The following is a 24,750-nucleotide window of genomic DNA, read 5'->3' as shown; positions in this document are numbered from 1 at the left end:
CTATTATCGCCATTATCATAAAATCATTTTTGATTATTCATAATCACAATGTTGTACAAATATAATACAAAAACTTGGGATTAATTTGTATTCCATACGAACAAAAGTTATGATACATTATTAATAAGCAAAGGAGAGTTACTATGCAACTAGATAATCGAAGTAGTTTTGTTTTGAAAACGTTGTTGAGTAATCCTTTTATTACGAGTAACGAACTAGTTGAGGAACAGGGAATAAGCAAGAGACAACTGACGTATTCATTACAAAAGATTAATGGGTACTTAGAAATGAAAGGGCTTTCTTCTATAAAAAGAAATCGGCATGGTGTTTTTATGATTCCTAACGAGCTTTTTGTAAATACACAAATCGAGAAGAAATCGAGTGACTTAGAGAAGGAAGTTTTCACTGAAGATCAAAGAATGTTGATTATTTTATTGATCGTTTTAACATCGACTAATGAATTATCTTTAGTGCATTTTTCCATTTCGCTAAAAGTAAGCAAAAATACTATTTTGAATGATATGAAACAGATTAGAAGTCTCTTGCAATCCCAACGCTTAAAAATGGTTTATTCAAGAAAAAGGGGGTATAGCATTGATGGCGATGAATATTCAATTCGAAAGACATTAATCACTGTTATAAGAGATATTTTAGAAATGGATAATGGTAAAGAAATATTAAGAAAATATGGTCAAATCGATGAAAAGGCGATAAAGAAATTTCAGGAAGAAATATTTAACTTAGAAAATCGATTGCATTTGAAATTTACTGATGAAAGAATCGAAGTAATGCCTTATATTTTCCTCTTTATTTTGCGAAGAATTCAATTAGGTTACTTTATCGAGCATTTCCGATTGAGGTACGAGGAAATAGCCGATACGAAAGAATATCTAGCTACAGAAAAGCTTTTGTCAGAGGTTGGTGATATTTCCAAGGATGAGAGGTTATATATTGCTCTACATCTATTATCAACTAATCTACATTCTTCAAAATATATCAATGAAGATGTCCAACCACAAATAAGAGAAGCTATGGAGATGTTCTTAAATCAATTTGAACGCAAAGCATGCGTCGTTTTTCGGGATAAGGAACAACTGATTAGCAAATTATTATTACATGCCATTCCTGCTTATTATCGGATTAAATACCAACTAACGGAGTTAAATAAGATTGATACCTCCATCAGTATGGAATTTAAAGAGTTACATTATATTGTAAAGCAATCCATTACCCCTTTCGTGAAACTATTTGATCAGCAAGTTCCGGAAAATGAGATTATTTACTTTAGTATCATGATTGGGGGATGGCTGTCTAAACAAGGGGATACCATAACAAAGAAGACAAAGGCCATCGTTGTCTGTCCTCATGGTATTTCGATTTCAAGAATGTTGATGTATTCTCTTGAAAAATTGTTTCCTGATTTTATTTTTTTAGGTTCTATGTCGATACGAGAATTTAATCAATGCGACGATGAGTTTCAAATCGTATTTACCAATACGCCATTAGTTACAGAAAAGCAGCAGTATGTCCTTAATAAATTTCCTTCTAAAACTGAATTACAAAAATTAAAAAATGTCGTTTTATCAGATTTACATGGCTATACCATACAGCAATATGATATGGATAAAATGATCCATATTATCAAAAACAATACTCAAATAACTGATGAAAATAAATTAAGAGAAGAATTAAATAGATTTTTGATCGATAATCAAGCAAAACCAAATGTAGAATGGAACAAAGAAAAAATGGATTTAACAGATTTCATTACGGAGGATCGAGTGCAATTCGTAAAGTCCATAGAAGATTGGAAATTGGCATTACAATTAGCTAGCAGACCATTGATAAAAGATAAAATAATTGAACCTCGTTATATTGATGCGATTATTACCAACTACAATTTTGAAAGTGAATATTTATTTATCGGGGAAAAGACAGTTATACCCCATACAGATCCTAAGAATGGTGCGAATAAAGTTGGGATGAGTGTACTTGTGGTGGAAGAGGGGGTATTTTTCACCACTGATAAAAAAGCGTTTGTTGTCGTTTTATTATCTGCGGTTGATCGCGAACAACATTTGAAAGCGCTTTTACAATTAACAGCTATTGCTCAAAATCCTGATCAAATCAATGCGATCATAAAATCTAACTCATATTCTAATCTACAAAATAAAATCAAGCATTATACAAAAGAAGAATCGTAATAGTTTATTGAAAGGGTGGAGTTAATCTATATGAATTTCAAAAAATTTTTTCACGAAGATATTATATTTTTGCTTCATGCAAAGACACAAGAGGGTTTATTTAAGAAGATGACAGAAGGGATGCAAAAGCATGGTTATGTGAAAGAAACTTATTTAGAGGCAATTAAGGAACGGGAAGAAATATACCCTACAGGACTGCAAACAGAGATTACAGGCGTAGCAATTCCACATACTGACCATGATCATGTGAACAAAGAGGCGATAGGTATAGGAGTTCTTGAAGAACCAGTTCCCTTTAAACATATGGGTATGGAGAATGTTGAGGTGATGGTAAGTGTTGTGTTTATGTTAGCTATACAAAAACCTGATAAGCAGTTAGGGGTTCTGCAGGTTATCACAGGGCTAATCCAAGATAATGAATTAATTAAAAAAATACAAATAACGAAAGATAAAAAAGAAATCCTTGCGATTATCCATCAATACAATGACGAGTTGAATGTGAGTAATTGAATGGGGTGTAAAACAAATATTATATAAAGGGTGATTACATGTTTGAAAGAGTAGTAGATTTTGTTCTGAACCTGGGCCCAGAAGTAATGCTTCCAATTATTATGCTAATTTTTGGATTGTTGCTCAAACAAGGCTTTAACAAGTCATTTCGAGCAGGTGTAACAATTGGTGTAGGCTTTGTTGGGATTAATTTAGTTATTGGATTATTAACGAGTTCGTTGAGTCCAGCTACAGAAGCGATGGTAGAGAGGTTTAACCTTAACCTATCCATTTTGGATGTTGGTTGGCCAGTTGGTGCAGCTATTTCTTTCGGAACATCATTAGCTCCAATAATGATTCCTGTTATCATTGTATTTAATTTAATTTTAGTTGCCTTAAATTGGACTAAAACAATTAACGTTGACATTTGGAACTTTTGGCATTTGATATTTTCCACATCAATTGTATATCTTGCAACAGATAATGTGTTTTTATCGATAGCTATGGGGCTAGTTATTACTGGTATAACATTGAAATTAGCTGATTGGACAGCACCGGCAGTTGAGCATCATTTTGGATTAAAAGGTGTATCATTGGCTCACTCTGAAACCGTTAATTTTGCACCTATTACGTATGCTTTAAATCGAGTGCAAGATAAGATTCCTGGTTTAAACAACTTACATGCAGATCCTGAAACGTTAAGAAAAAAGTTTGGTGTATTTGGCGAACCGTTAGTTATGGGGTTAGTGTTAGGTATTTTAATTGGTATTCTAGGACAATATGATATTCAGGGAATTTTGACATTAGGTGTACAGATGTCTGCTGTTTTAATATTACTTCCGAGAATGGTAGCTCTACTAATGGAAGGTCTCATTCCTATCTCTGAAGGTACTCGCGAATTTGTTACCAAAAAATTTCCAGGTAAAGAAGTGTATATTGGGCTTGATGCTGCTGTTGTTATCGGTAACCCAGCAAACATGGCTGTTGCACTATTAATGGTACCCATTACTTTAGTATTAGCGGTGATATTACCTTGGAATGAAATGTTACCGTTTGCAGACTTGGCTGTGTTACCGTTTACGGTTATATGGGCTGTTGCAGCTTCACGAGGCAATATTATTAGAGGGTTAATTAACGCTATCGTAACCATCATGATTGTACTATTCATATCAACAAATATTGCGGAACTGACAACACAAATGGGGCAAACGGTAGGTTTTGATATGCCAGAAGGTTCCAGTTTAATTTCTGGGATAGATGTTGGATCACATATTCTAGTATTTATCTTGTATAACTTGCTAGATCCGTCTAATCCATTATTCATAACTGCCATTATCTTTGGTGTAATTTATGCATTGTTATGGTATTGGGTGAGAAATGATATTAAGAAACAATATGCTGAAGAATTAGGGATTGATAAAGAAACATTAAAATAAAAGAAAAGGTGGAATTAAAAATGAAGCGTATATTAGTAGCTTGTGGAACTGCCATAGCCACTTCTACAGTAGTAGCAAAAAAAATTGAAGAAGTATTGGGAAGTAAAGGACATGAAGTATTCGTTGATCAATGTAAAGCTTCGGAAGCTTCATCAAAAGTAGCTAATTTTGATCTTATCGTTGCTACAACACCAGTAAGTGGTGTGGGGGATACACCTGTCATTCAAACTGTTTCTTTCTTGTCTGGTGTAGGGATAGATGAAGATATTCAAAAAATTATGGATGTGCTAGAGCTTGATTAAAATATGTTGTACCACCTGTCAGCTAGTTAAAGTTGACAGGTGATTGATGGTGCACTACTTCATCTATTGCAAGCGAAGGGAGGCATTTATTGTGAAAAGTTATCGTTATAGACCATTATATTATTTTCTGAACATACTGGTGCCAGTCGTTTTTATGCTCGGTATTGTAATGTGGGGGATTCATTCCTTGATTATGGGTGAAAATACTTCTTTTAATAAGTTACTAGTATATGGATCTCTCCTTTTGTTATTTTTTAGTTTAGTTGGTATTCATTCTCCTAGCCAAGTGAAATTAGATAAGGAAAAGATTGTATTAAAGGCCTTGTTTGTTACCCATACTTTTTATTGGAGTAATCTAACTTTTTGTCAGATAAGAGTCTATGAGAAAGTAGGAAAAGTCTACCTTCGTTTAGGAACAAAACGTATCATCGGAGGTCGCTATTGGATTTCAAGTGATATAAATGAGTTTGATGATTTATGGAAAGAATTAAAAAAATGTAGTTTTAGTGAACATGGTTATGCATTGTCAAGAGGTGAACAAAAATGATGAAAAGTGTGTATTATGATAAACATCATTTTGAATTAGAAGTGGTAGAGGAGATGACAATTGCAGAGGGAGAAGTATTAATCCAAATGAAAGCTTGTGGGTTATGTGGCACAGATATTCATAAAGCTGTTGATAAAACAGTTGATCCACCAATAACTTTAGGTCATGAAATAGCGGGAAAAATTATTGAAGTAGGTGAAGGTGTTACTGATTATTCGGTTGGTGATAGAGTATTTGTAGCTCATCATGTACCTTGTTTTACTTGTGTTAATTGTCAAAGAGGCCATTACTCCCTTTGTCCGCAATTTAAGCAAACAAATGTAGATCCAGGTGGTTTTTCAGAACTTATTCGTGTACCCGCATTACATGTGAAACATACAATGGGGCAATTGCCAGATGCTTTAACTTATGAGCAGGGAGCGATGGTGGAGCCACTTGCATGTTGTTTACACGGCTTTGACCAAATAAAGATACATCCTGGTGATAATGTTTTTATTATGGGAGCTGGACAAATTGGGGGGATTCAAACCCAACTTGCTAATCATTATCTTGCTAATAAAGTGATAGTTAGTGATGTGAATCCGTATCGACTAAATAAAGCACAAGCATTAGGTGCTAGTGATACGATTAAAGCTGATGAACAAAATGTTGTGGATGCTATCTATCAAATAACGAAATCAAGGGGAGCAGATATAGTCATTATTTCGGCTGGCGTCCCCTCGTTATTGGAGCAGGCTATCCAATGCGTAGCTAGAGGTGGGACGATATTAGTTTTTGCGCCTTTTCCAAAACAAACTACTCCTATATCTGCATACCGCTTCTTTGAAGATGAAATTTCGATTGTAGGAGCTTACTCTTCTAATCCTTATAACTATACTGCTGCTATAGAAATGCTGAAGAAGGAGATTATTTCAGTTGAAAAAATGGTTACACACCGATTTCCGTTATCACAAGTAAATGATGCTATTGAGCTTGCGCATGATCCCGCAAGTAAGGCATTTAAAATCATGATAACACCAACTAAGTGAGGTATTAGAATGAATATTTTAATCTTTGATCATTCGCATTACGTAACAGAATATTTAATTAAACATTATTGTGAGGATAACATAAACGTTTATTGTATTGAATGGAATGAACATAAGTCAGAGAATGGATTCTTGCATAAATACTCTACAAACGATCATCAAGTTTTAGGTGAGATTAATATATTTGATAATAACTTGGACGTTATTGTAACAGAAGGTCTATTTTTTGATGTCATCATAAATAATTTGGAATTAAGAAGGAATGTAGGGTTAGAAGATACTGATCCTGAGCAATGGCATCAATCTATGACCCGAAATTTACATCTCCCGTTTTTATTAATCCAATCTGTTTTGGATCAAATAGTCCAAGGAGGGCAATTTATTCATTTATCTTCGACGATAGCTATTAGTGGTGAAGGTGGAGATGTTAGTTACGCTAGTCATAAGAGTGCTTTAGAATCTCTAAGTAAAAGTTTGTCAAGAGAAGTTGATATGAGATCCAATGTCATTAGTGTTTCAGATGAAGTGATTCGAAATCCGCAACATATAACAGATCTAAGTAAATTTATTTATCAAATCAGCAAATTGAAACATTTATTATTAAATGGGCAAGTTCTTATATTTGATAATGGTGAAACACTAACATAAAAATAAGGTGTGAGTGGAAGTGGAAAATCAATCTGTAATATTGGTAATTGGTGGTGCTTCTGGAATTGGTGAAGCTGTTGTAAGAAATAGGGTACAGAAAGGTGACAAGGTTATCTTTACTGATATTAACGAGAAGATGGGACAAAGATTGGAAAGTGAGTTAAATCAAACAAATACCTTTGCAACATTTATGAAACATGATGTTACGTCTTGGCAAGAGACACAAAACATTAAAATCAATGTAATGGATCAATTTAACAAAATTGATACGCTCATCTATTCAGCTGGTGTAACTTCTCAAAAAAATATCAGAGAAATAACATTTGAGGAATGGTCTTTTACGTTTAATGTCAATTTAACAGGTCTCTTTTATAGTTTAAAAACCTTTATACCTGAAATGGTAAAACGGAGTGGAGGAAATATAGTAATTGTAGGTTCGGGATCTGCTATTACTGGATCTGGTGGAGGAGCACATTATTCCGCTTCAAAAGGAGGAGCATTTGGTATGATGCGTGCTATAGCAGATGAATTTAGTGAGAGAGGTATCAGGATTAACCTCGTTGCTCCTCGTGTTATTGAAACAGAGATGCTTTATAAATTATACCCAACAGAAAAACAGTTAGAAGACTTGAAAAATAAAATACCTATTAAAAAAATTGGTACATTAGAAGATACGACAAACATTATTAATTTTTTAGAATCATCTTCAGCGAATTATATCCAAGCGCAGACATTAATTGCTGATGGCGGTAGAACCTATTTAACCTAATATAGAAAGAAGGTCATAGCATGGACAAAATTCTTGTCGCAACAGGGACATCTCAAAATAAAATGAATAAAGTAGCTGATTTACTTCGGGAAGGTTTAGAAGTACAAAATGTACAAGCTGAGATTGTATCAGAAAATATATATGAAACAAAGGTTAATGAAAACAAGCCTGATGTAATCGTTTTAGTAGGTGAGAATAAGTTGGATACAGATATTCCGACAGTTGATGGTGTGCCGTTTATTACCGGAATAGGCATAGAATCGACGGTCAACGAAGTGATAAATAAATTAAAATGAAAAAAGTTGCCCTGTATGAATATATGGGGCAACTTTTTTGTGGATGCAATGCCTTGTGTTGTTCTTCATATGATGAACAATGTCGAAATATTTTAAATTTTCTAAAATGAAAGCGTTGACATGAATGAACTTTATTTGTATAATAACATTAATCATTTAACAGATGATACAAGTCGTAACATTTGTTACAACTTATGAAAAAGATATATTTTTTCATATTCAATTATTCGCATACCATTTGAAGGAGGAATAAACATGTCTGTTTATCGACAACTACTGGTAAGAGAAAAAGAGAACAATTTTATTAAAGTAGCCGTTATTGGTGCTGGTCAAATGGGATTTGGTTTGATTTCACAAATTACCCGCATACCAGGTATGGGGGTAGGTGGGATATGTGATGTGAATAAAGAAAATGCAGAGCGAGCAAGAGATTTTTATCAGTCTCAAGAAAAACGAAGTATTCAAACAATTGTTTCGGCCGATTACACAGAAGTTATTCAATCAGACCATGTAGATGTTGTGGTTGATGCGACAGGTGTACCAGAAGTAGGTGCAAACATTGCACTTGAGGCGCTCCGATCAAAGAAACACTTAGTACTCTTAAATGTAGAAGTCGATATTACAATTGGGTCTGCGATGCATTCGTTATTTCATTCAGCTGGTTTAGTATACACAGGTTCTGCAGGGGATGAGCCAGCAGCAATTGTAGAATTATATGATTTTGCGAAAGCAATGGGTCTAGAAGTTGTAGTAGCAGGTAAAGGGAAAAACAATCCATTAATTCCGACAGCAAATCCAGATACCTGTGCCGCAGAAGCAAAACAAAAGCACATGAGTGCACATATGTTAGCGGCATTCCAAGATGGTACCAAAACAATGGCAGAAATGAATTTATTAAGTAATGCGATTGGATTAACGCCAGACAAAGTAGGGATGCACGGTGTAGATGCCAACCTAGATAACGTTGCCGGACAATTAAATGTGAAGGAAAAAGGTGGTATTTTAGATAACCTAGGTGTAGTAGAATATGTAAATGGTTTGGCGCCAGGTGTGTTTGTCATCGTAAAAAGTGAGCTAGAACCTGTTGATGAAGAACTTCGCTATTTATTGAAAGTAGACCAAAGTCATGGTGATCACTATACACTTTATCGTCCATATCATTTAGGGAGTTTGGAAACCCCTATTTCGATTGCAAATGCAGTGATCAATCATGACACATCAATTCATCCGTTAGGTGCTCCGATATCAGAGACAGTAGCAGTAACAAAGAAAGAAATCAAAGCAGGAGAAAGATTGGATGGAATAGGTGGGTACTGTGTAAGAGGAGTACTGGAGACACATCAAGAAATGAAGCAAAATGGTCACATTCCAATTGGGTTAATTAGTGGAAATGTTGTGGCGAAGAAGGATATTAAACAAGGTCAATTTTTAACGGAAGATGACGTTGAGCTAGACCCATCAACAACAGTTTGGAAATTACGTTCCTTACAAGATCATTTATTTCCAACGAACTAATTAATAAACAAAGACAATTTATTTAATGGTATAGGGTGATGAAAATGGCACAACTTGATGACCGTCGTTTGTTAGCTAAGATTGCAAATCTTTATTATGAAGAAGATGCAACCCAATCAGAAATCGCCAAAGTATTTGGTGTTAGCAGATCGCTTATTTCTAAATATCTTTCCAAAGCAAGAGAACTCGGTATTGTTGAAATAAAAATAAATGATCAAGAAAGTCACCCTTTCATGGAGATAGAATCAACCTTAGAAAAAATGTATGGTTTACGTGAAGTGATCATCATTCCATCTGTTGAAGGAGAAGGTCAAAAACAAAAATTAGGATTAGCAACAAGTAAGTATTTATTAAGGTTAATCAAAGGAAAAGAAACGATTGGAGTGTCATCAGGCACTACATTATATGAAGTGGTCAAAGCCACACATTCGAATCGTCACTTTCCAAATGTTCGCTTTGTTCCACTTGTTGGAGGTGTGGGGAATGAACGAATGGATATTCATTCAAACCATATCGTAGCGCAATTTGCCACAAACTTGCATGCGAAATATCATTTATTACATGCGCCTGTAATGGTAGATTCCCATGAAGCAAAAAAAATTATTACGAATCAATCTACTATTCGGCAAACCTTTCAAATGGGTAGTAATGCAGATATTGCGATAGTTGGTATCGGAGCTTCTCCAGTGCATTCAACAATGGTTAAAACTTATATTGATAAAGAAGATTTTGATTATGGGGATGCAATTGGTGACATTTGTTATAACTTTATTAATGAGGATGGACAGGCGTCTGAGAATGATTGGAATAAAAGAGTTATTTCATTAGAACTGGATAAATTAAAGCAAATTCCAACCGTTATAGGTGTTGCAGGTGGAAAAGAGAAAGTGCTGTCGATTCAATCTGCATTAAAAGGAAAATTAGTAGATGTTTTAATTACAGATGAAGAAACAGCTTCTAGGTTAGTCGACATATCTAATCAAACCTAAGATGAAAAATTATTTTAAAAGGAGGGAGATGATATGTGGGGGATTTTAATTGCGATCTTTGTTGGTATTTGGATTTTACAATTATATCTGTCGTGGGGACAAGTAAAACATTATCATAAAACAGTCAAACAAATGAGTAACAGAAGTACAGGTTATTTAGGAACAGGGTCTGTGAAACGTAAAATAGGTATTGGTAGTGTTGTTATATTAGTTTCAGATGAGAATGGTAAGATTATCGATGGTAAAATGATGAGTGGTGTTACGGTATTTGCTAAGTTCAAGGATTTTGATGAGGTGAAAGGAAAGTATATTCAAGAACTAAACCATGAGGAATATAAGGATGCAGCACTTTCAGTAAAAGCGGCGGTGGAAAATATTCAAACACAAATGGAAAAGAAATTGGCGAATAATAAGGAGGCGTAACATATGGACTTTTTAGTAAACTTAGCAGAAGACTTTATTGGTATGTTTAATGAAGGTGGAGAAACGTTTATGGGTTTATTCACTGGAATCGTACCAACCTTAATTGTACTTATAACATTTGTAAACGCTGTCATACGGTTGGTGGGAGAAGATAGAATTTATCGTTTAGCTGAAAAAACAACAAAGTTTAAATTGCTTCGTTATACCATTTTCCCAATTTTAGCTGTATTCTTTCTAACTAACCCTATGGCATACACTTTTGGAAAGTTTTTACCCGAAGAACAAAAGCCAGCTTTTTATGACTCAGCGGTATCATTTGTACACCCGATTACAGGATTATTTCCACATGCAAACCCGGCAGAATTATTCGTTTATATGGGAGTTTCAGCAGGGATTACAGAACTTGGGTTATCATTAGGACCACTAGCATTTCGTTTTTTCCTTGTCGGTATTATTGTGATTTTAATTAGAGGTCTTGTAACAGAATATATTACCATGCGCATGATTAAACGTCGTGAAGCAAGCGCGCAATAGTGAACCATTTTGACAAATAGGAGGCGAGATAAATGAGCGAATTTAAAGCAGTAAAAGTTTCTAAAGGCTCTAGTGGCTGGGGTGGTCCGTTAGTAATTGAACCAACTGATAAAAAGAAATATGTCGTATCTGTAACTGGTGGAGGTATTCACCCGGTGGCACAAAAAATTGCAGATATGACGGGTGCAGAAGCTATTGATGGTTTTACTACAAAAGTTGAAAATGATGAAATGGCATGTGCTGTCATTGATTGTGGAGGAACAGCTCGTTGTGGTGTATATCCAAAAATGAATGTCTTAACCGTTAATTTAACGGCGACACCACCATCAGGTCCATTAATGCAGTTTATAAAAGAAGATAATTTTGTTTCAGGTGTAAAGGAACAGAATATTGTTACTACAGATGAGTCAAATCAACCAAGTACACAAGAGTTCTCTACTTCTAATGATGGCAAATCTGCGCAGGAATTAAAGAAAGAAGCTCGGCAAAAAGTGGCAGCAATGAATGAAGGGAAAAAACAAAAGAAAAGTAATATTCTCGAACGTATTGGACGTGCTATGGGTGGGGTTGTGAACGTTTTTTATCAAGCGGGTCGGGAAACGATCGAACAAGTTATAAAGAATATCCTTCCTTTTATGGCGTTTGTTAGTTGTTTGATAGGTATTATTAATTATACTGGCATTGGTGATTTCATCGCAAATGTTATCTCACCATTAGCTGGTAATATTGTTGGTTTGTTGATTGTGTCTATTATTTGTGCGATACCTATTTTGTCACCAGTCCTTGGTCCAGGTGCAGTTATTGCACAAGTTGTTGGTGTATTAGTAGGGGTAGAAATTGGTCGTGGAAATATCCCGCCAAGTTTAGCACTTCCTGCATTATTTGCGATTAATCCGCAAGTTGGATGTGACTTTGTACCAGTTGGTTTAACATTAGGTGAAGCAGAACCAGAAACAATTGAAGTAGGGGTACCAGCTGTATTGATATCTCGTCAATTTACTGGGCCGCTTGCAGTAGTAATAGCATATGTGTTTAGTTTTGGCTTATACTCATAAAAAAGAATTGTTATAGCGTAGAGGGGGATTATGACCATGTCAGTCATTTATGAATCGAAAATTGTTGAAGTGGGTCAAAGTTGTAGTGAAATGTTAGACGCAGAAATGTTAATCATTTTTCATGAAGATGTACCAGCTGAATTAAAAGATGTTGCTGCTATACATTTAAATAGTGAATGGGCAAGTGAAGTAGTGGTAGGTGATATTTTACAAATTGGTAATCAGGAATATGTGATCAAGAAAGTAGGTGAAAAGGCAAACGAAACATTGCAAAGCCTTGGTCACTGTACAATAAACTTTGGAATGGAAGGTGCTGATCTTCCAGGAACAATTACTGTAGATGGGGAAGGGTTACCAATAATTGAAGAAGGCAACGTTATCAAGTTTAAGAGAATATAAAAATGATAAAACATCACTAGTCACTATAAAGTGCTAGTGGTGTTTTTAAATTCAAACCTAGTTTGTTCTGAGTTACTGAAGAAGTTTTATGAAGGAGCTAAACGTCTGCAAGACCACCACTTCAAGCTTCACGTAACACAAGGATAAGTTTAGGCATAACAGACGCTAACACCCTGATAAGTTCGCTAATGAATCAGAGGCTCACTGTTCATAGTCTCACTTTATTCGCTTTCATGTAATAATTCTGTTGCCATTTGTTCATCTGATACAAGTACATTAATGTAATTACCCTTTAATGCCGCTAAGACACTTTCTGCTTTGTGTGCACCTGAGACAACGGCGATCACTTTTTTTATCTCACGCAATTGATCTAAAGATATCCCAATCACTTTTTTGTTAAATGAACTATCTACAGGTTCTCCATTTCTGTTAAAAAAGCGAAAGCCCATATCCCCGACTACCCCGATTTTTCGAAGCTGTTCCATATCTTTTTGTTCTAAATAGCCAATATCTTCTAACGTAGAATGAACATAAGGGTTTGATAAGCCAACAAGTGCAATATCGACAGTTGTTGCTTCATTTAACACTTCTTTAATATCGCTCATTTTCATTAACCGTTCTCGTAATTCTGTTGTTTCGGTCATGGCTGGTGCATATAAATAGGAGCATGTACCACCGAGTTTCTTTGCTAATTCATAAGCTAATTGATTTGAGTGTATATCGACTTGTTTTCTCCCCATTCCTCCTTCTAAAGGGAAAATAGTGACATCTTCTTTCATTTCATATGGGTATTCTTTGACAAGTGTAGCAAGTGTAGTTCCCCAAGATATGCCAATCTTTTTTGAGGATTTGATATTTTTCGATAAATAATAGGCACCAGCTTGAGCAACACCATGTTTTAGAATCTCTGGTGTCTGTCCTGAAGTTGGAACAACAACTGCATCCTCTAGGTTGAACCTCTCTTCTAATTGTTTTTCTAAATTTACCGTATGCACAGTTTCGTCTTTAATGAAAATTTCGATGATGTCATGTTCACGAGCTTTTTGTAGCGATTTTGATATGACAGGACGAGAAACTCCTAATTTTTTTGCTATCTGTTCTTGTGTCCACCCATTGCTGTAGTACAAATTAGCAATTTTTACTAATAATCTTCTTTCTTCCCAATTAAGCATTCTTCTAACTTCCTTTCATAAATACTTATAAGTTACAAATGAAAAAGTAATAATATGTAATCTTAGTTTACTATAGATCAATAAATAATCAAGTTATTTCATGGGTTTACTTTAAATACTTGACGATGAAATGTAAACGTTATACAATTGTTACATAAGTAACAGTATGGAACAAAAGTAAACAGGAGGGTGAAAAATGAGAAACCTTAAGGTACCTGAGATGATCACAGATGAAAAGTTGATAGAGTTATATAAACAAATGTGGCAAATTAGATTTTTTGAAGAAAAAGTAGATGAATTCTTCGCAAAAGGAATGATCCATGGCACAACACACCTTGCAGTAGGTCAAGAAGCGTCAGCAGCTGGAGCATGTGCTGTTTTAGAAGATCGCGATAAAATTACAAGTACGCATCGAGGTCACGGTCATTGCATTGCCAAAGGTGCGGAAGTAAATGGAATGATGGCTGAATTATTTGGACGAACGACAGGTTATTGTAAAGGAAAAGGTGGCTCTATGCACATTGCCGATGTAGAAAAAGGTAATTTAGGAGCAAATGGGATTGTAGGTGGCGGAATTCCTCTAGCTGTTGGTGCAGCTCTAACGTCAAAAATGAAAGAGGAAGACTATGTGGTACTTTGTTTCTTCGGTGACGGTGCTTCAAATGAAGGAAGTTTTCATGAAGCAGTTAACTTAGCTTCCATTTGGGATTTGCCAGTTGTCTTTATTTGCGAAAACAACCAATATGGTATGTCAGGTCCGGTGAAAGAAATGTTGAACATGGAGAACATTGCAGATCGTGCAGGGGCATATGGTATCCCGGGTAATGTTGTAGATGGTAATGACATTATTGCTGTGATGAATTCAGTAGATGAAGCAGTAAAGCATGCAAGAGGTGGTAATGGTCCAACATTAATTGAAGCTAAAACGTATCGTTGGAAAGGCCACTCCAAAAGTGATGCGAAAAAGTATCGTACGCGCGAGGAAGAAAAAGAGTGGAGAGCAAAAGATCCCATTATTAGATTACGAGATCAACTAATGGAAGAAGCAATTTTTACACAAGAAGATGCAGAAAAACTACGTGAAGAGGCCAAAAAGGAAATAGAAGCTTCTGTTGAATTTGCGAAACAGAGCCCAGAACCGACACTTGATACTTTGATGGAAGACGTGTATGCATAAAACAAATGAGGAGGGAAACAAAGAATGCGAGAATTAACCTATTTAGAAGCAGTTAGAGAAGCAATGAGTCAAGAAATGCGAGAAAATAATGATATATTTATTTTAGGTGAAGACATCGGAGTTTATGGTGGTGCATTTGGTGTTACCCGTGGAATGATTGAAGAATTCGGACCAGAAAGAATTCGTAATACACCAATCTCTGAATCAGGTATTACAGGTGCAGCTGTAGGTAGTGCTTTAACAGGTATGCGGCCTATTTTAGAATTGCAATTTTCCGATTTTATTACGATTGCCATGGATCAACTGGTCAATCAAGCTGCTAAATTAAGATATATGTACGGTGGAAAAGCACAAGTACCAATGGTATTACGAACACCAGCAGGATCTGGTACAGGTGCTGCAGCTCAACACTCACAAAGTTTAGAGGCATGGGTGGCGCACGTGCCAGGCTTGAAAGTCATACAGCCATCTACTGCATATGACGTGAAAGGTTTACTGAAAGCAGCCATTGAAGACGATAACCCAGTTATATTTTATGAACATAAATTGCTTTATAAAACAAAGGGGGAAGTCCCTGAAGAATCTTATTCGATTCCATTAGGTAAAGCAGATGTCAAGCGGGAAGGAAAAGATGTGACAATTGTAGCTACAGCAATAATGGTGCATAAAGCGCTAGAAGCTGCCGAAAATCTAATGGAAGAAGGTATTGATGTCGAAGTTGTCGATCCTCGTACACTAGTTCCACTAGATTTAGATACGATCGTGGATTCGGTGAAGAAAACGAGTCGATTAGTTGTTGTTCATGAAGCTGTCAAAAGAGGCGGATATGGAGGAGAAATAGCTAGTGCTGTAGCTGAAAGTGAGGCATTTGACTATTTGGATGCGCCCGTCAAACGGTTAGGCGGTAAAGAAATTCCAATTCCATATAACCCTGATCTTGAAAAAGCGACAGTACCACAAGTAGAGGATATCATTCAAGCAGTGAAAGAAACGTTGAATAAGAAAATCGGCTAAAAAATTTGAAAGAAAGGAGGAAATCGAATTGGCGAAAGAAATTTTCATGCCTAAATTAAGTAGTACTATGCAGGTCGGAACATTACTTCAATGGTTTAAAGAAGAGGGAGACACTGTTGAAGTAGGTGAACCATTATTCGAAATCATGACCGACAAAATTAACATTGAAGTAGAAGCATACGAAGAAGGTACATTGCTAAAGAGATACTATGGTGAAGATGATGAAGTACCTGTAAACTATGTGGTTGGTTTTATTGGAGAACCGTCTGAGGAAGTTCCGGAAGAACCTCCAGGAGACGCTGATGCGGATGGGGAAAACAAAAATGAAGAAATGAAAGAGATAGATGAAGAAGCGATAGCAGTTAAACCAAATAAAGAAGGGATCGAAACAGGTAAAAAAGTTCGGTCCACACCTGCTGCGCGTCATTTAGCAAGCAAAAACGGGTTAGAATTAGCTGAGATCGAAGGATCTGGTCCAAATGGCAGGGTACAAGTCGCAGATGTAGAAGTAGTTTTACAATCCGCACCGAAAGCTACACCTCTTGCGAAGAAGGTTGCGAAAGATCAATCAATTGATTTATCCAATGTTGAGGGTTCAGGTCCAAACGGAAAAATATATCGATCTGATTTATCTCGAGACGAACAATCAGAACTTCAAGCAACTTCGAGTGCTAAACGAGTGAAATTAGAAGGAATTTCAAAAGTGGTAGCACAGCGTATGCAAGAAAGCGCATCAACTGTACCACATGTAACAATTAATACTGAAATTGATATGTCTGAAGTGATTGCTATGCGTAAGAGTTTATTACCAATCATTGAAAAACAGACAGGACATCGCGTATCTTTTACGGAAATCATCATCAAGGCGGTTGCACATACGTTACAGAAATACCCAATTATCAATGCTTCCTTAGTTGGAAACGAAATCGTATATCATCATGTCATTAATATAGGCTTAGCTGTAGCTATTGATAATGGTTTAGTGGTTCCAGTGATCAAGAATGCGGATCAAAAAGGGTTAGCAGAATTGACAACGAACAGTAAAACATTAACAAAAGAAGCAAGAGATGGACAATTAAAACCTGATGCCATGTCAAACGGAACATTTACGATTAGTAATTTAGGGATGTATGCAGTTGATTCTTTTAATCCAATTATTAATCAACCAGAATCGGCAATTCTAGGTGTCGGGCGTATAACAGAAAAACCAGTTGGGATAGATGGTGAGATTGTCTTACGGCCGATAATGGGCTTAAGTCTATCGTTTGACCATCGAATCATTAATGGTGCACCTGCTGCAGCGTTTATTACTGATTTAAAATCTATGTTAGAACAGCCGTTTGAATTATTAGTCTAAGGGGGGGAATGGATTGGATCATTTTGATGTAGCAATTATTGGGAGCGGTCCAGGAGGATATATAGCTGCAATTAGAGCTACTAAAGCTGGTAAGAAAGTAGCCATCATAGAAGCGGGTGAAATGGGGGGCACTTGTTTAAATAGAGGTTGTATTCCATCTAAAACATTATTACGCCATGCAGAAGTAATTGAAAATATCCATGCAGCAAAAGAATGGGGTATAGAAACAGGTGAGTTAACCTTTTCATTAGCAAAAATGTTTGCTCGTAAAGATAAGGTTATTCAACAATTACGCAGTGGTATTGAGTTTCTAATGAAAAAAGGAAAAATCAAAGTTTTTAAAGGGTTTGGTAAAGTCTTATCTGATACAGAAATAGTGATTCAGTCTGATGATGAGCAGAAGGTCAAAGCTTCTCATATCATTGTTGCAACAGGTTCGACACCTGTTGTACCTCCTATTGATGGGGTGAATGATGTCCATTATTATACGAGTGATACGATCTTTGATATGGAGGAAATACCAGACTCTATTGTCATTGTCGGCGGTGGTATTATAGGTGTTGAATTTGCGTGTATCTTTTCCAGTCTGGGGGTGGATGTTACTATCGTGGAAATGTTTGATCGAATTATTGCGACAGAGGATAAAGAAGCATCTAGCCATTTAAGAAAAGAATTAGAAGCAAAAGGTGTTAACATTTATACAAATACCAAAGTAACCAAGTTTACTAAGTCGAATGTGGACAATGTTGTAACAGTAGAGAAAAAAGATGGAAAAAAAGAGGAGATTTCTGCTTCAGTTGTTTTGTTATCTGTAGGTCGCAAACCTAATACAGTTGCTATAGAAAATATTCATCTACAAATGGATGGTCCGTTTATTGAAGTGAATGACTATATGCAAACATCTATCCCATCGATTTATGCAATTGGTGATGTTGTTGGTGGCTATCAATTAGCTCATGCTGCTAGTGCTGAAGGAGTAGTGGCAGCTGATCATATAGCTGGTGAACAAGTGAAGATGAATCATTCACTTGTTCCAAGGTGTGTTTATACACATCCAGAAGTAGCGAGTGTCGGTTTATCAGAAGAACAAATAAAAGAAAAAGGAATCGATTATAAGGTTGAAAAAGTCAGCTTAAACAGTAATGGTAAAGCACTTGCGGCTGCGGAGGCTTCTGGTTTTGTTAAATTAATAGCAGATAAGAAATATGGAGAAATACTTGGTGTTACAATGGTTGGTCCTCACGTAACAGAAATGATTGGTGAACCAATGGCATTTATGCATTTAGAAGGCACAGTAGATGAATTAGCTACCATGATACATGCACACCCAACTGTTTCGGAAGCCATCTATGAAGTGGCATCTTCATGGCTAGGGAAAGGAATTCATCACTAATAATGAAGTAAACGATAAGGATGGACAAAAGAATTTTAGATCGAATAAATCCGAACAATTATTCCGCATTCTGTAATCAGAATTCGAATTTGTTCGGATTTATATTATCAACAAAACTTAGTGCGCTTACATGGAAAGTCCTTTCCATGTTTTTAGTGTAAGGTATACATTATTAACTATGAATGATAAGTTAATTCAAACAACTATTCATTTCTTTAATATTTTCCATTAATATGTTGTATAATAGTGATTATAGAGATGGATTTTTTTAAGGAGTTTCGATTCATCTGATTCTTTTTAGAAGGAGGGCTTATTTTATGGAGCGTTCCGAAATGGAGATTGAATTATATTGTACACAATGTCTGGATCATACGTTACATCAAATAACTTATATTAATGATAAGATTAGTAAAATTGAGTGTGAAGAATGTCATAATCTTTTGCAAGTGCGACTTGATATCAAAAAAGAATTTCTTAAAGAATCTTATCATAAGGCGATGGCTAAGCCACAACAAATTCGCAAAGAATATAAAAAAGATAGAAGTGATTTTCTAATACGCTTTCCTTTTCGAGCAATCACGAAGCCTTACAGGTTAGTAAAATATTTTAATCAATCTTGGAAAGTGATGAAAGCATATCGTACAAATGATCCAAATTATCAAGAGAATTCAAATAATCAATAGAGCTAAAAAATGAATCTTTAAGTATTTTTGCAATTTAATGGTTAAATTATTTATCTACTATCTACTTAGGAGAGAAGCAGGTGTGCTATTGGTGTGTACATCTACTTCTCTTTTAAAAAAAGCTTCTGATTTTAAAATACTGTTTTTTTGGAAATGAATAACTTTTTCAGCAAGAAGCTGTATTATCTTCTGCGAGAATTGCTACTTTTACCACGTTATTTTCTCTTACCTTACCTTTAATAAATGTACATATTTTCCCCCATATACTATTGTTCCCGATGCTTCTACTTTTTAAAGAGCGGTAATTTTTCCAGAAAGATGAAATCATCACGATCAGCTGCATCACCTTCTGCGAGGATTGCAGCTTTTGCTTCAACGGTTGCACCAGCTTGATGTACAAGTTCTTCTAGTGCACGAATTGATTCTCCTGTACTGATGACATCATCAACGATTGCGACCTTTTTTCCTTCTAACAATTTGGCATCTTTTCCATCTAAGCAAAGCAGTTGCTCATCGGTTGTCGTGATCGAATTTACTTTATTAACGACAGGGTTCTCCATGTATGCTTTCACACTTTTACGTGCAATAATATATTCTTTTTTGCCTATTACTTTGGTTAACTCATGAATCAGTGGGATGCCTTTTGCCTCTGCTGTTACAATATAATCTACAGGAGGTAATTTCTCTGCTAATAAAGGAGCGACATGGCAGACGAGCTCTGTATCTCCCAAAATTACGAAACTCGCAATACTAAGATGATCATCAACTTTTACAATTGGCAATTCTCGTTCCAAACCGTTAATCGTAAGTTTATAGGTTTCAGTCATTGTTCTCCTCCTCGATTAAAATCCAAGTATATTCATTAAAAATTCGACAACTACACCAGATAACATACCGATAAATGGATCTGTTATCGCTGTGACAACCATTGTAATAGCTCCAACAATACCTTGTGCACCTTCACTTGCTGTTAGTGCCGCTGCTGCGTTTCCTGGTAGCGTAACAATTGCACCTAATACGAATAAAAAGCCTGCAATTGAAGCGGTTGGAATGTACTTCCCTATTTTCGGTAATAGTTTCCATAATAGAATGACTGCCATGATCGCCATCATTAATACTCCAGCCCAAACCGGATGAGGTGCACTTGCGGTAGCAGAGATAACAACTTCGACTGGACCACCACCAAAGAAAGAAGACGCCATATCTGCTAAACTACTAATCATAGCTAGTGTATCAATATTCACATCGCGATTTGCTATATCACTATTAATGTTTCCGAATGCGATATTTGCACCGATATTCAAACATACCATAGCTAATGCACCACGAATGACCATCGGATTAAGGATGAAGCGCGTGCGTTGGAATCGATCGTCTACAAATGGTTTGTTGACATTCTTATCTTCATCTCTACTAGTAAAAAAAGCAACGATACTAGATAAGACAACCGAAATGGTGATCGTATATACCAAGTCTTGTGTAGCTAAATAAGTGAGTAACCCTGTAGCAAAAGAAACCATTCCAGGGATTTTATCACCTTTTGCCATATCCCAAGCAACTTTGGTAAGCATAATACCAACCCCAGCCATCATTCCGTTGGTGATGACCGGTCCAATCCATTCCATGATCAGTTCTAACGCGCCAAAGGCACCAATCACAAACATGATGAAGGCACCAAAAAAGATCATCGATAATCGTTCACGCATATTTTTTCCCATCGATCCTGCCACTGTGATGGTTTCTGCTTGGAACGAGATAACTGCTACTGATCCTGTTACACTATTGCCTAATGCCCCTACAATAAAGGCCATTGCAGTCGGTACGGAGGCAAAGCCAAATGCTAATGCTAGAAGTCCTTGCGGTAAACCGTTCAGCACGCCACTAAGTGCAGCTAAAATGTCTTTTAATATTTCCATTGTTCTCCTACCTTTCTGTTATCTACGGAGCTTACCTCAAATGCACTGCTACAGAAATTAAGAGAATAAATATAAAAAACGCCTATGATTTCCATAGACGCTTAAAATATAAAGAACTAAAGAATGATAGCACAATAATTTTAGATTTCGTATTCTAACATTCAACGTCCATAGTAGAGCAATTATCGGTTGCTCCGTAGAAACTCCCAGACCATATTACCAGGATTATATGATATAGTTTTGTACACTTTATGTAATCTATCATATTATGTCGAATGAGACAAGGCTTTTATTTGAAATGAAAGAGTGTACAAAAGAGTGATAATTACTTAATGCCAAAATATAGGTCTATTGTATGGCGAAAAATGTGACTTTTTCATTAAAATTGATTACTTTCGTTACTTGTTTATTACTTAAGGCTTTCTATAAAATGAAATTCATAATGAAAGGAGGCAGGGGTATTGAAAAACAAAGCTATCTATATCACTTTAATACTATTCATTATATTCCAATATTTTCAACCACTATTCTTTACGAATGAAATGATGGCGGAATCAAGCTGTTCAGCAGATGCTGATTGTGTGTTTCCACATCGAGATTCCTCGCTAAATGCATCTGGTTATAATGAAGATGGTATTGATAGTGAATTATTTATTGGATATATACCTAATACTGAAAAAGAAGAAATGCTATCATTTGTCCAATTTGAATTAACATCTGATCAAGTGCCGATCTCACAGATAGATAGAGTAGAGCTTCAGTTATACGTGAAAACGGTTGAGCCAGAATCAGCCTCAGGATTTAAGGTAACAGGTATTCATGAGGATGATTTTTGGCCATCACCTACCGATAGTAGTGCAGAGGATCTAACAAGTTCCTTCGATAAGCAACCACTAGTTACTAATTTAACAGTTTCCGATAATGAATGGGTGACTTTGGATGTAACAGATTATATGAAAGAAGAACTTCAAAATGGCAATGAGTATGCAACATTTATGTTAGAAGGTTCTTCGTTAGACGAGACTAATTATTTTGTGATCGAGGATATTTCAAAAGGCGAAGGGAATATTCAAGGAGCGAATGGAAGTAGGCTTGCTTTTTTTTATGAGAAAGATAAAAATCCTCCGACTGGAAAGATAACTATTAATCATGGTGAAGACGCTACAAATAATAAGGAAGTAACACTTGATATTACCTCTAATGATGATTTCGGACCAGTAGAAATGCGGTTTAGTAATGACAATTTAAATTGGGGAGAGTGGGAACCAGTAGCTGATAGTAAAGAATGGTTGTTAGCTGATGGAAATGGTGAGAAAACTGTTTATATGAACTTAAGAGATGCTAATGGTAACCAAACGGTTGAGTCAGATACTATAAAGGTAGATACATCACCGCCTGCTGTTACAGGTGTATCCGATCAGTCAACTTATGATCATGATGTCACGATAACATTTAACGAAGGTGCAGCTACATTGAATGGAATGCAATTTATCAATGGGGATACGGTTAGTGATATTGGTGACTATACATTAGTAGTTAAAGACGATGCAGGAAACGAAACATCTACAACTTTTACAATTGAAAAAAGCCGAAGTGTCGCGGATAGAGGTTCTGGAACCAGTGATGATCCTTATATCATTGAAACGGCAAATCATTTAAATGAGGTTCGAAATTATTTAAATGATCCAGATGTACATTTTGAGTTGGCGAATGATATTGATTTATCTACTTTCTCAAATTTGAAACCAATTGGTGATGCGGATAACCCTTTTAGTGGTCATTTGGATGAAAACGGCCATACGATTTCTAATGTGAAAATAGTGCATGATTACGACGGTCTATTTTCTACAAATGAAGCAGGCTTATTCGGAGTGTCCGATGGAACGATACAAGATGTTCATCTAGCGAATGTCAATGTTATTGGATCTCGAAATGTAGGAGGACTTGTTGGGAAAAATAAAGGAAATATCAAGGATGTTTCGGTAGAAAGTGTTGTATCAGGAGATAGCAGGTTAGGGGGTATAGCTGGTACTAGTTCAGGTAGTATAGAAGCATCCTATGTAGAAGTAAAGATCGCTCAAGGCATGAATATAGGCGGAATAACAGGTGTACTTGACGGAGGTGGTATTAAAGAATCTTACGCATTGGGACATGTTAAAGCTCCTTATGATATTGGTAATGTTGGTGGATTAGTAGGTACTAATTTAGGTGGAGAAGTTAATCAATCTTTTGCCAATGTTGCAGTGGAGGGAGCCTATTATATAGGTGGTTTAATCGGTAAAAATTCCGGAGCGGTAAGACAATCATATGCTGTTGGTAATGTAGATGGTAAACAACAATATATAGGAGGATTAATAGGTAGTAATAATGGAACCGTGGGACATTCTTATTCTGTTGGAAATGTTTCCTATAATGAGCACAAACCAGAATATAAAGGAGGTTTAATTGGAATCAATGAAGCGGGTTCCTCTTCCATTACTGATTCGTTTTGGGATATAAATCGATCTGGATTAGAGGGAAGTAATGGAGGTATTGGTAAAACAACAGAACAATTCGCTGATGCTAACTTGTTCCTGGATGCTGGATGGGATCCAAACGTATGGAGTTTCTCCGCTGGTCAATATCCGAAACTATTAGCTATTGCCTATGACGATACCTTTGATGTCATGAGTCCATTAAAACCAATTGTGAATATTAACGGAGGTACTTTTAGTGAGCCACAGACTATTTCTTTAGAAGGTGAAGAATATGCAACCTTTTACTATACTTTAGACGGAACTAAACCTACCATGGAAAGCTCTGAATATAAGAATGATATTTTAATAGAGATTCCAACGTCGTTACGTGCTATTCAAGTAGACCAAGCCGGAAATGAGTCACCAATTTTAGAAGAGCGATATGATTTTGCCTACGAGGTAACGTTTAATTCAAATGGCAGCACCATAATAGATACACAAATGGTAGTATATAATGATTTAGTAAGTGAACCAGAAGCCCCAGAGCGAACAGGCTATACATTTGCAGGCTGGTATACGGATGAATCGTATGAGACAGCTTGGAACTTTGAAGAAGATGTGGTAACAGAGGATACCAAGCTATATGCTAAGTGGGAAATTAATAATTATGAAGTCAGCTTTGAAACAAATGGAGGTAGTGCGGTAAGTCAGCAATCTGTTCCATATCAAGAGAAGGTAAGTGAACCAGAAGCCCCAGAGCGAACAGGCTATACATTTGCAGGCTGGTATACAGATGAAACGTATGAAACGGTCTGGGACTTTGAAGAAGATGTGGTAACAGAGGATACCACGTTATATGCCAAGTGGAAGATTAGTAATTATGAAGTAAGCTTTGAAACAAATGGAGGTAGTGCGGTAAGTCAGCAATCTGTTCCATACCAGAAGAAG

At 36.1% G+C, this 24,750-nt stretch carries 24 protein-coding genes and 1 riboswitch; of the genes, 21 read left to right on the top strand and 3 right to left on the bottom strand.

Features of this window, described 5'->3' with window-relative positions:
• Positions 1 to 143: 143 nt before the first annotated feature.
• From J5J03_RS12835 to J5J03_RS12765, 15 genes are all read left to right on the top strand, one after another.
• Positions 144 to 2,204 carry a BglG family transcription antiterminator gene (locus tag J5J03_RS12835; protein ID WP_208590050.1) on the top strand — a complete coding sequence of 687 codons (2,061 nt, stop codon included), beginning with the start codon at positions 144 to 146 and terminating at the stop codon, positions 2,202 to 2,204.
• Positions 2,205 to 2,234: 30 nt separating this feature from the next.
• Positions 2,235 to 2,714 (top strand): PTS sugar transporter subunit IIA, encoded by a 480-nt coding sequence (locus J5J03_RS12830; protein ID WP_208590048.1) that lies wholly within the window; start codon positions 2,235 to 2,237, stop codon positions 2,712 to 2,714.
• Between the two features lie 38 nt (positions 2,715 to 2,752).
• On the top strand, positions 2,753 to 4,129 hold the full coding sequence (locus J5J03_RS12825; protein ID WP_208590046.1) for a PTS galactitol transporter subunit IIC: 1,377 nt from the start codon (positions 2,753 to 2,755) through the stop codon (positions 4,127 to 4,129).
• Positions 4,130 to 4,149: 20 nt separating this feature from the next.
• Complete coding sequence (locus J5J03_RS12820) at positions 4,150 to 4,431, top strand: PTS sugar transporter subunit IIB (RefSeq protein WP_208590044.1); 282 nt, start codon at positions 4,150 to 4,152, stop codon at positions 4,429 to 4,431.
• Positions 4,432 to 4,522: 91 nt separating this feature from the next.
• Positions 4,523 to 4,978: a hypothetical protein gene (locus J5J03_RS12815; protein WP_208590042.1), complete on the top strand. Its 456-nt coding sequence runs from the start codon at positions 4,523 to 4,525 to the stop codon at positions 4,976 to 4,978.
• Entirely contained in the window at positions 4,975 to 6,006 is a 1,032-nt protein-coding gene (locus J5J03_RS12810) for an alcohol dehydrogenase catalytic domain-containing protein (RefSeq protein ID WP_208590040.1), read from the top strand. Before J5J03_RS12815 ends, J5J03_RS12810 begins: the two co-directional genes overlap by 4 nt.
• 9 nt (positions 6,007 to 6,015) lie before the next feature.
• Positions 6,016 to 6,654, top strand: coding sequence for an SDR family oxidoreductase (locus tag J5J03_RS12805; RefSeq protein ID WP_208590038.1), 639 nt, complete (start codon positions 6,016 to 6,018; stop codon positions 6,652 to 6,654).
• A 19-nt stretch (positions 6,655 to 6,673) separates the two neighbouring features.
• Positions 6,674 to 7,423: an SDR family NAD(P)-dependent oxidoreductase gene (locus J5J03_RS12800; RefSeq protein ID WP_208590036.1), complete on the top strand. Its 750-nt coding sequence runs from the start codon at positions 6,674 to 6,676 to the stop codon at positions 7,421 to 7,423.
• A 20-nt stretch (positions 7,424 to 7,443) separates the two neighbouring features.
• Positions 7,444 to 7,719: a PTS sugar transporter subunit IIB gene (locus J5J03_RS12795; RefSeq protein WP_208590034.1), complete on the top strand. Its 276-nt coding sequence runs from the start codon at positions 7,444 to 7,446 to the stop codon at positions 7,717 to 7,719.
• A 255-nt stretch (positions 7,720 to 7,974) separates the two neighbouring features.
• Positions 7,975 to 9,234, top strand: coding sequence for an NAD(P)H-dependent oxidoreductase (locus J5J03_RS12790; RefSeq protein ID WP_208590033.1), 1,260 nt, complete (start codon positions 7,975 to 7,977; stop codon positions 9,232 to 9,234).
• A gap of 44 nt (positions 9,235 to 9,278) precedes the next feature.
• A complete protein-coding gene (locus J5J03_RS12785; RefSeq protein WP_208590031.1) occupies positions 9,279 to 10,223 on the top strand; it encodes a sugar-binding transcriptional regulator in 945 nt (314 codons plus the stop codon).
• A gap of 33 nt (positions 10,224 to 10,256) precedes the next feature.
• On the top strand, positions 10,257 to 10,646 hold the full coding sequence (locus tag J5J03_RS12780) for a transcriptional regulator GutM (protein ID WP_208590030.1): 390 nt from the start codon (positions 10,257 to 10,259) through the stop codon (positions 10,644 to 10,646).
• A 3-nt stretch (positions 10,647 to 10,649) separates the two neighbouring features.
• The gene (srlA, locus tag J5J03_RS12775) at positions 10,650 to 11,180 is read left to right on the top strand and encodes a PTS glucitol/sorbitol transporter subunit IIC (RefSeq protein WP_208590029.1); all 531 of its coding nucleotides are present in this window, start codon (positions 10,650 to 10,652) and stop codon (positions 11,178 to 11,180) included.
• Between the two features lie 32 nt (positions 11,181 to 11,212).
• Positions 11,213 to 12,235, top strand: coding sequence for a PTS glucitol/sorbitol transporter subunit IIB (gene srlE / locus J5J03_RS12770; RefSeq protein WP_208590028.1), 1,023 nt, complete (start codon positions 11,213 to 11,215; stop codon positions 12,233 to 12,235).
• A 36-nt stretch (positions 12,236 to 12,271) separates the two neighbouring features.
• Positions 12,272 to 12,634, top strand: coding sequence for a PTS glucitol/sorbitol transporter subunit IIA (locus tag J5J03_RS12765; RefSeq protein ID WP_208590027.1), 363 nt, complete (start codon positions 12,272 to 12,274; stop codon positions 12,632 to 12,634).
• A 221-nt stretch (positions 12,635 to 12,855) separates the two neighbouring features.
• Here J5J03_RS12765 and J5J03_RS12760 read toward each other — a convergent pair whose 3' ends face one another.
• Complete coding sequence (locus tag J5J03_RS12760; protein WP_208590026.1) at positions 12,856 to 13,806, bottom strand: sugar-binding transcriptional regulator; 951 nt, start codon at positions 13,804 to 13,806, stop codon at positions 12,856 to 12,858.
• Between the two features lie 196 nt (positions 13,807 to 14,002).
• Here J5J03_RS12760 and J5J03_RS12755 point away from each other — a divergent pair, with 196 nt between their 5' ends.
• The 5 genes from J5J03_RS12755 (at position 14,003) to J5J03_RS12735 (ending at position 19,430) form a co-directional block, all read left to right on the top strand.
• Positions 14,003 to 14,983, top strand: a complete 981-nt coding sequence (locus tag J5J03_RS12755) for a thiamine pyrophosphate-dependent dehydrogenase E1 component subunit alpha (RefSeq protein WP_208590024.1) — start codon at positions 14,003 to 14,005, stop codon at positions 14,981 to 14,983.
• 24 nt (positions 14,984 to 15,007) lie between these two features.
• On the top strand, positions 15,008 to 15,997 hold the full coding sequence (locus tag J5J03_RS12750; protein ID WP_208590022.1) for an alpha-ketoacid dehydrogenase subunit beta: 990 nt from the start codon (positions 15,008 to 15,010) through the stop codon (positions 15,995 to 15,997).
• A 28-nt stretch (positions 15,998 to 16,025) separates the two neighbouring features.
• Positions 16,026 to 17,354, top strand: coding sequence for a dihydrolipoamide acetyltransferase family protein (locus J5J03_RS12745; protein WP_208590020.1), 1,329 nt, complete (start codon positions 16,026 to 16,028; stop codon positions 17,352 to 17,354).
• Positions 17,355 to 17,367: 13 nt separating this feature from the next.
• On the top strand, positions 17,368 to 18,747 hold the full coding sequence (gene lpdA, locus J5J03_RS12740; RefSeq protein WP_208590018.1) for a dihydrolipoyl dehydrogenase: 1,380 nt from the start codon (positions 17,368 to 17,370) through the stop codon (positions 18,745 to 18,747).
• A gap of 317 nt (positions 18,748 to 19,064) precedes the next feature.
• On the top strand, positions 19,065 to 19,430 hold the full coding sequence (locus J5J03_RS12735) for a bh protein (RefSeq protein WP_208590017.1): 366 nt from the start codon (positions 19,065 to 19,067) through the stop codon (positions 19,428 to 19,430).
• A 284-nt stretch (positions 19,431 to 19,714) separates the two neighbouring features.
• On the opposite strand, the gene J5J03_RS12730 is transcribed toward J5J03_RS12735, so the two are convergent.
• On the bottom strand, positions 19,715 to 20,257 hold the full coding sequence (locus tag J5J03_RS12730) for a phosphoribosyltransferase family protein (RefSeq protein ID WP_208590016.1): 543 nt from the start codon (positions 20,255 to 20,257) through the stop codon (positions 19,715 to 19,717).
• A 15-nt stretch (positions 20,258 to 20,272) separates the two neighbouring features.
• Positions 20,273 to 21,346 (bottom strand): SulP family inorganic anion transporter, encoded by a 1,074-nt coding sequence (locus J5J03_RS12725; protein WP_208590015.1) that lies wholly within the window; start codon positions 21,344 to 21,346, stop codon positions 20,273 to 20,275.
• A 151-nt stretch (positions 21,347 to 21,497) separates the two neighbouring features.
• Positions 21,498 to 21,599, bottom strand: a riboswitch (purine riboswitch).
• Positions 21,600 to 21,807: 208 nt separating this feature from the next.
• Here J5J03_RS12725 and J5J03_RS12720 point away from each other — a divergent pair.
• Positions 21,808 to 24,750, top strand: a 2,943-nt coding sequence (locus J5J03_RS12720; RefSeq protein WP_208590014.1) for an InlB B-repeat-containing protein, incomplete at its 3' end; no start/stop codon positions are given.

It is taken from the genome of Gracilibacillus suaedae (assembly GCF_017599345.1).
GTDB classification, from domain to species: Bacteria; Bacillota; Bacilli; order Bacillales; family Amphibacillaceae; genus Gracilibacillus; species Gracilibacillus suaedae.
Note: the sequence above shows the minus strand (reverse complement) of the source record. Positions and strands in the feature narration are given on the sequence as shown.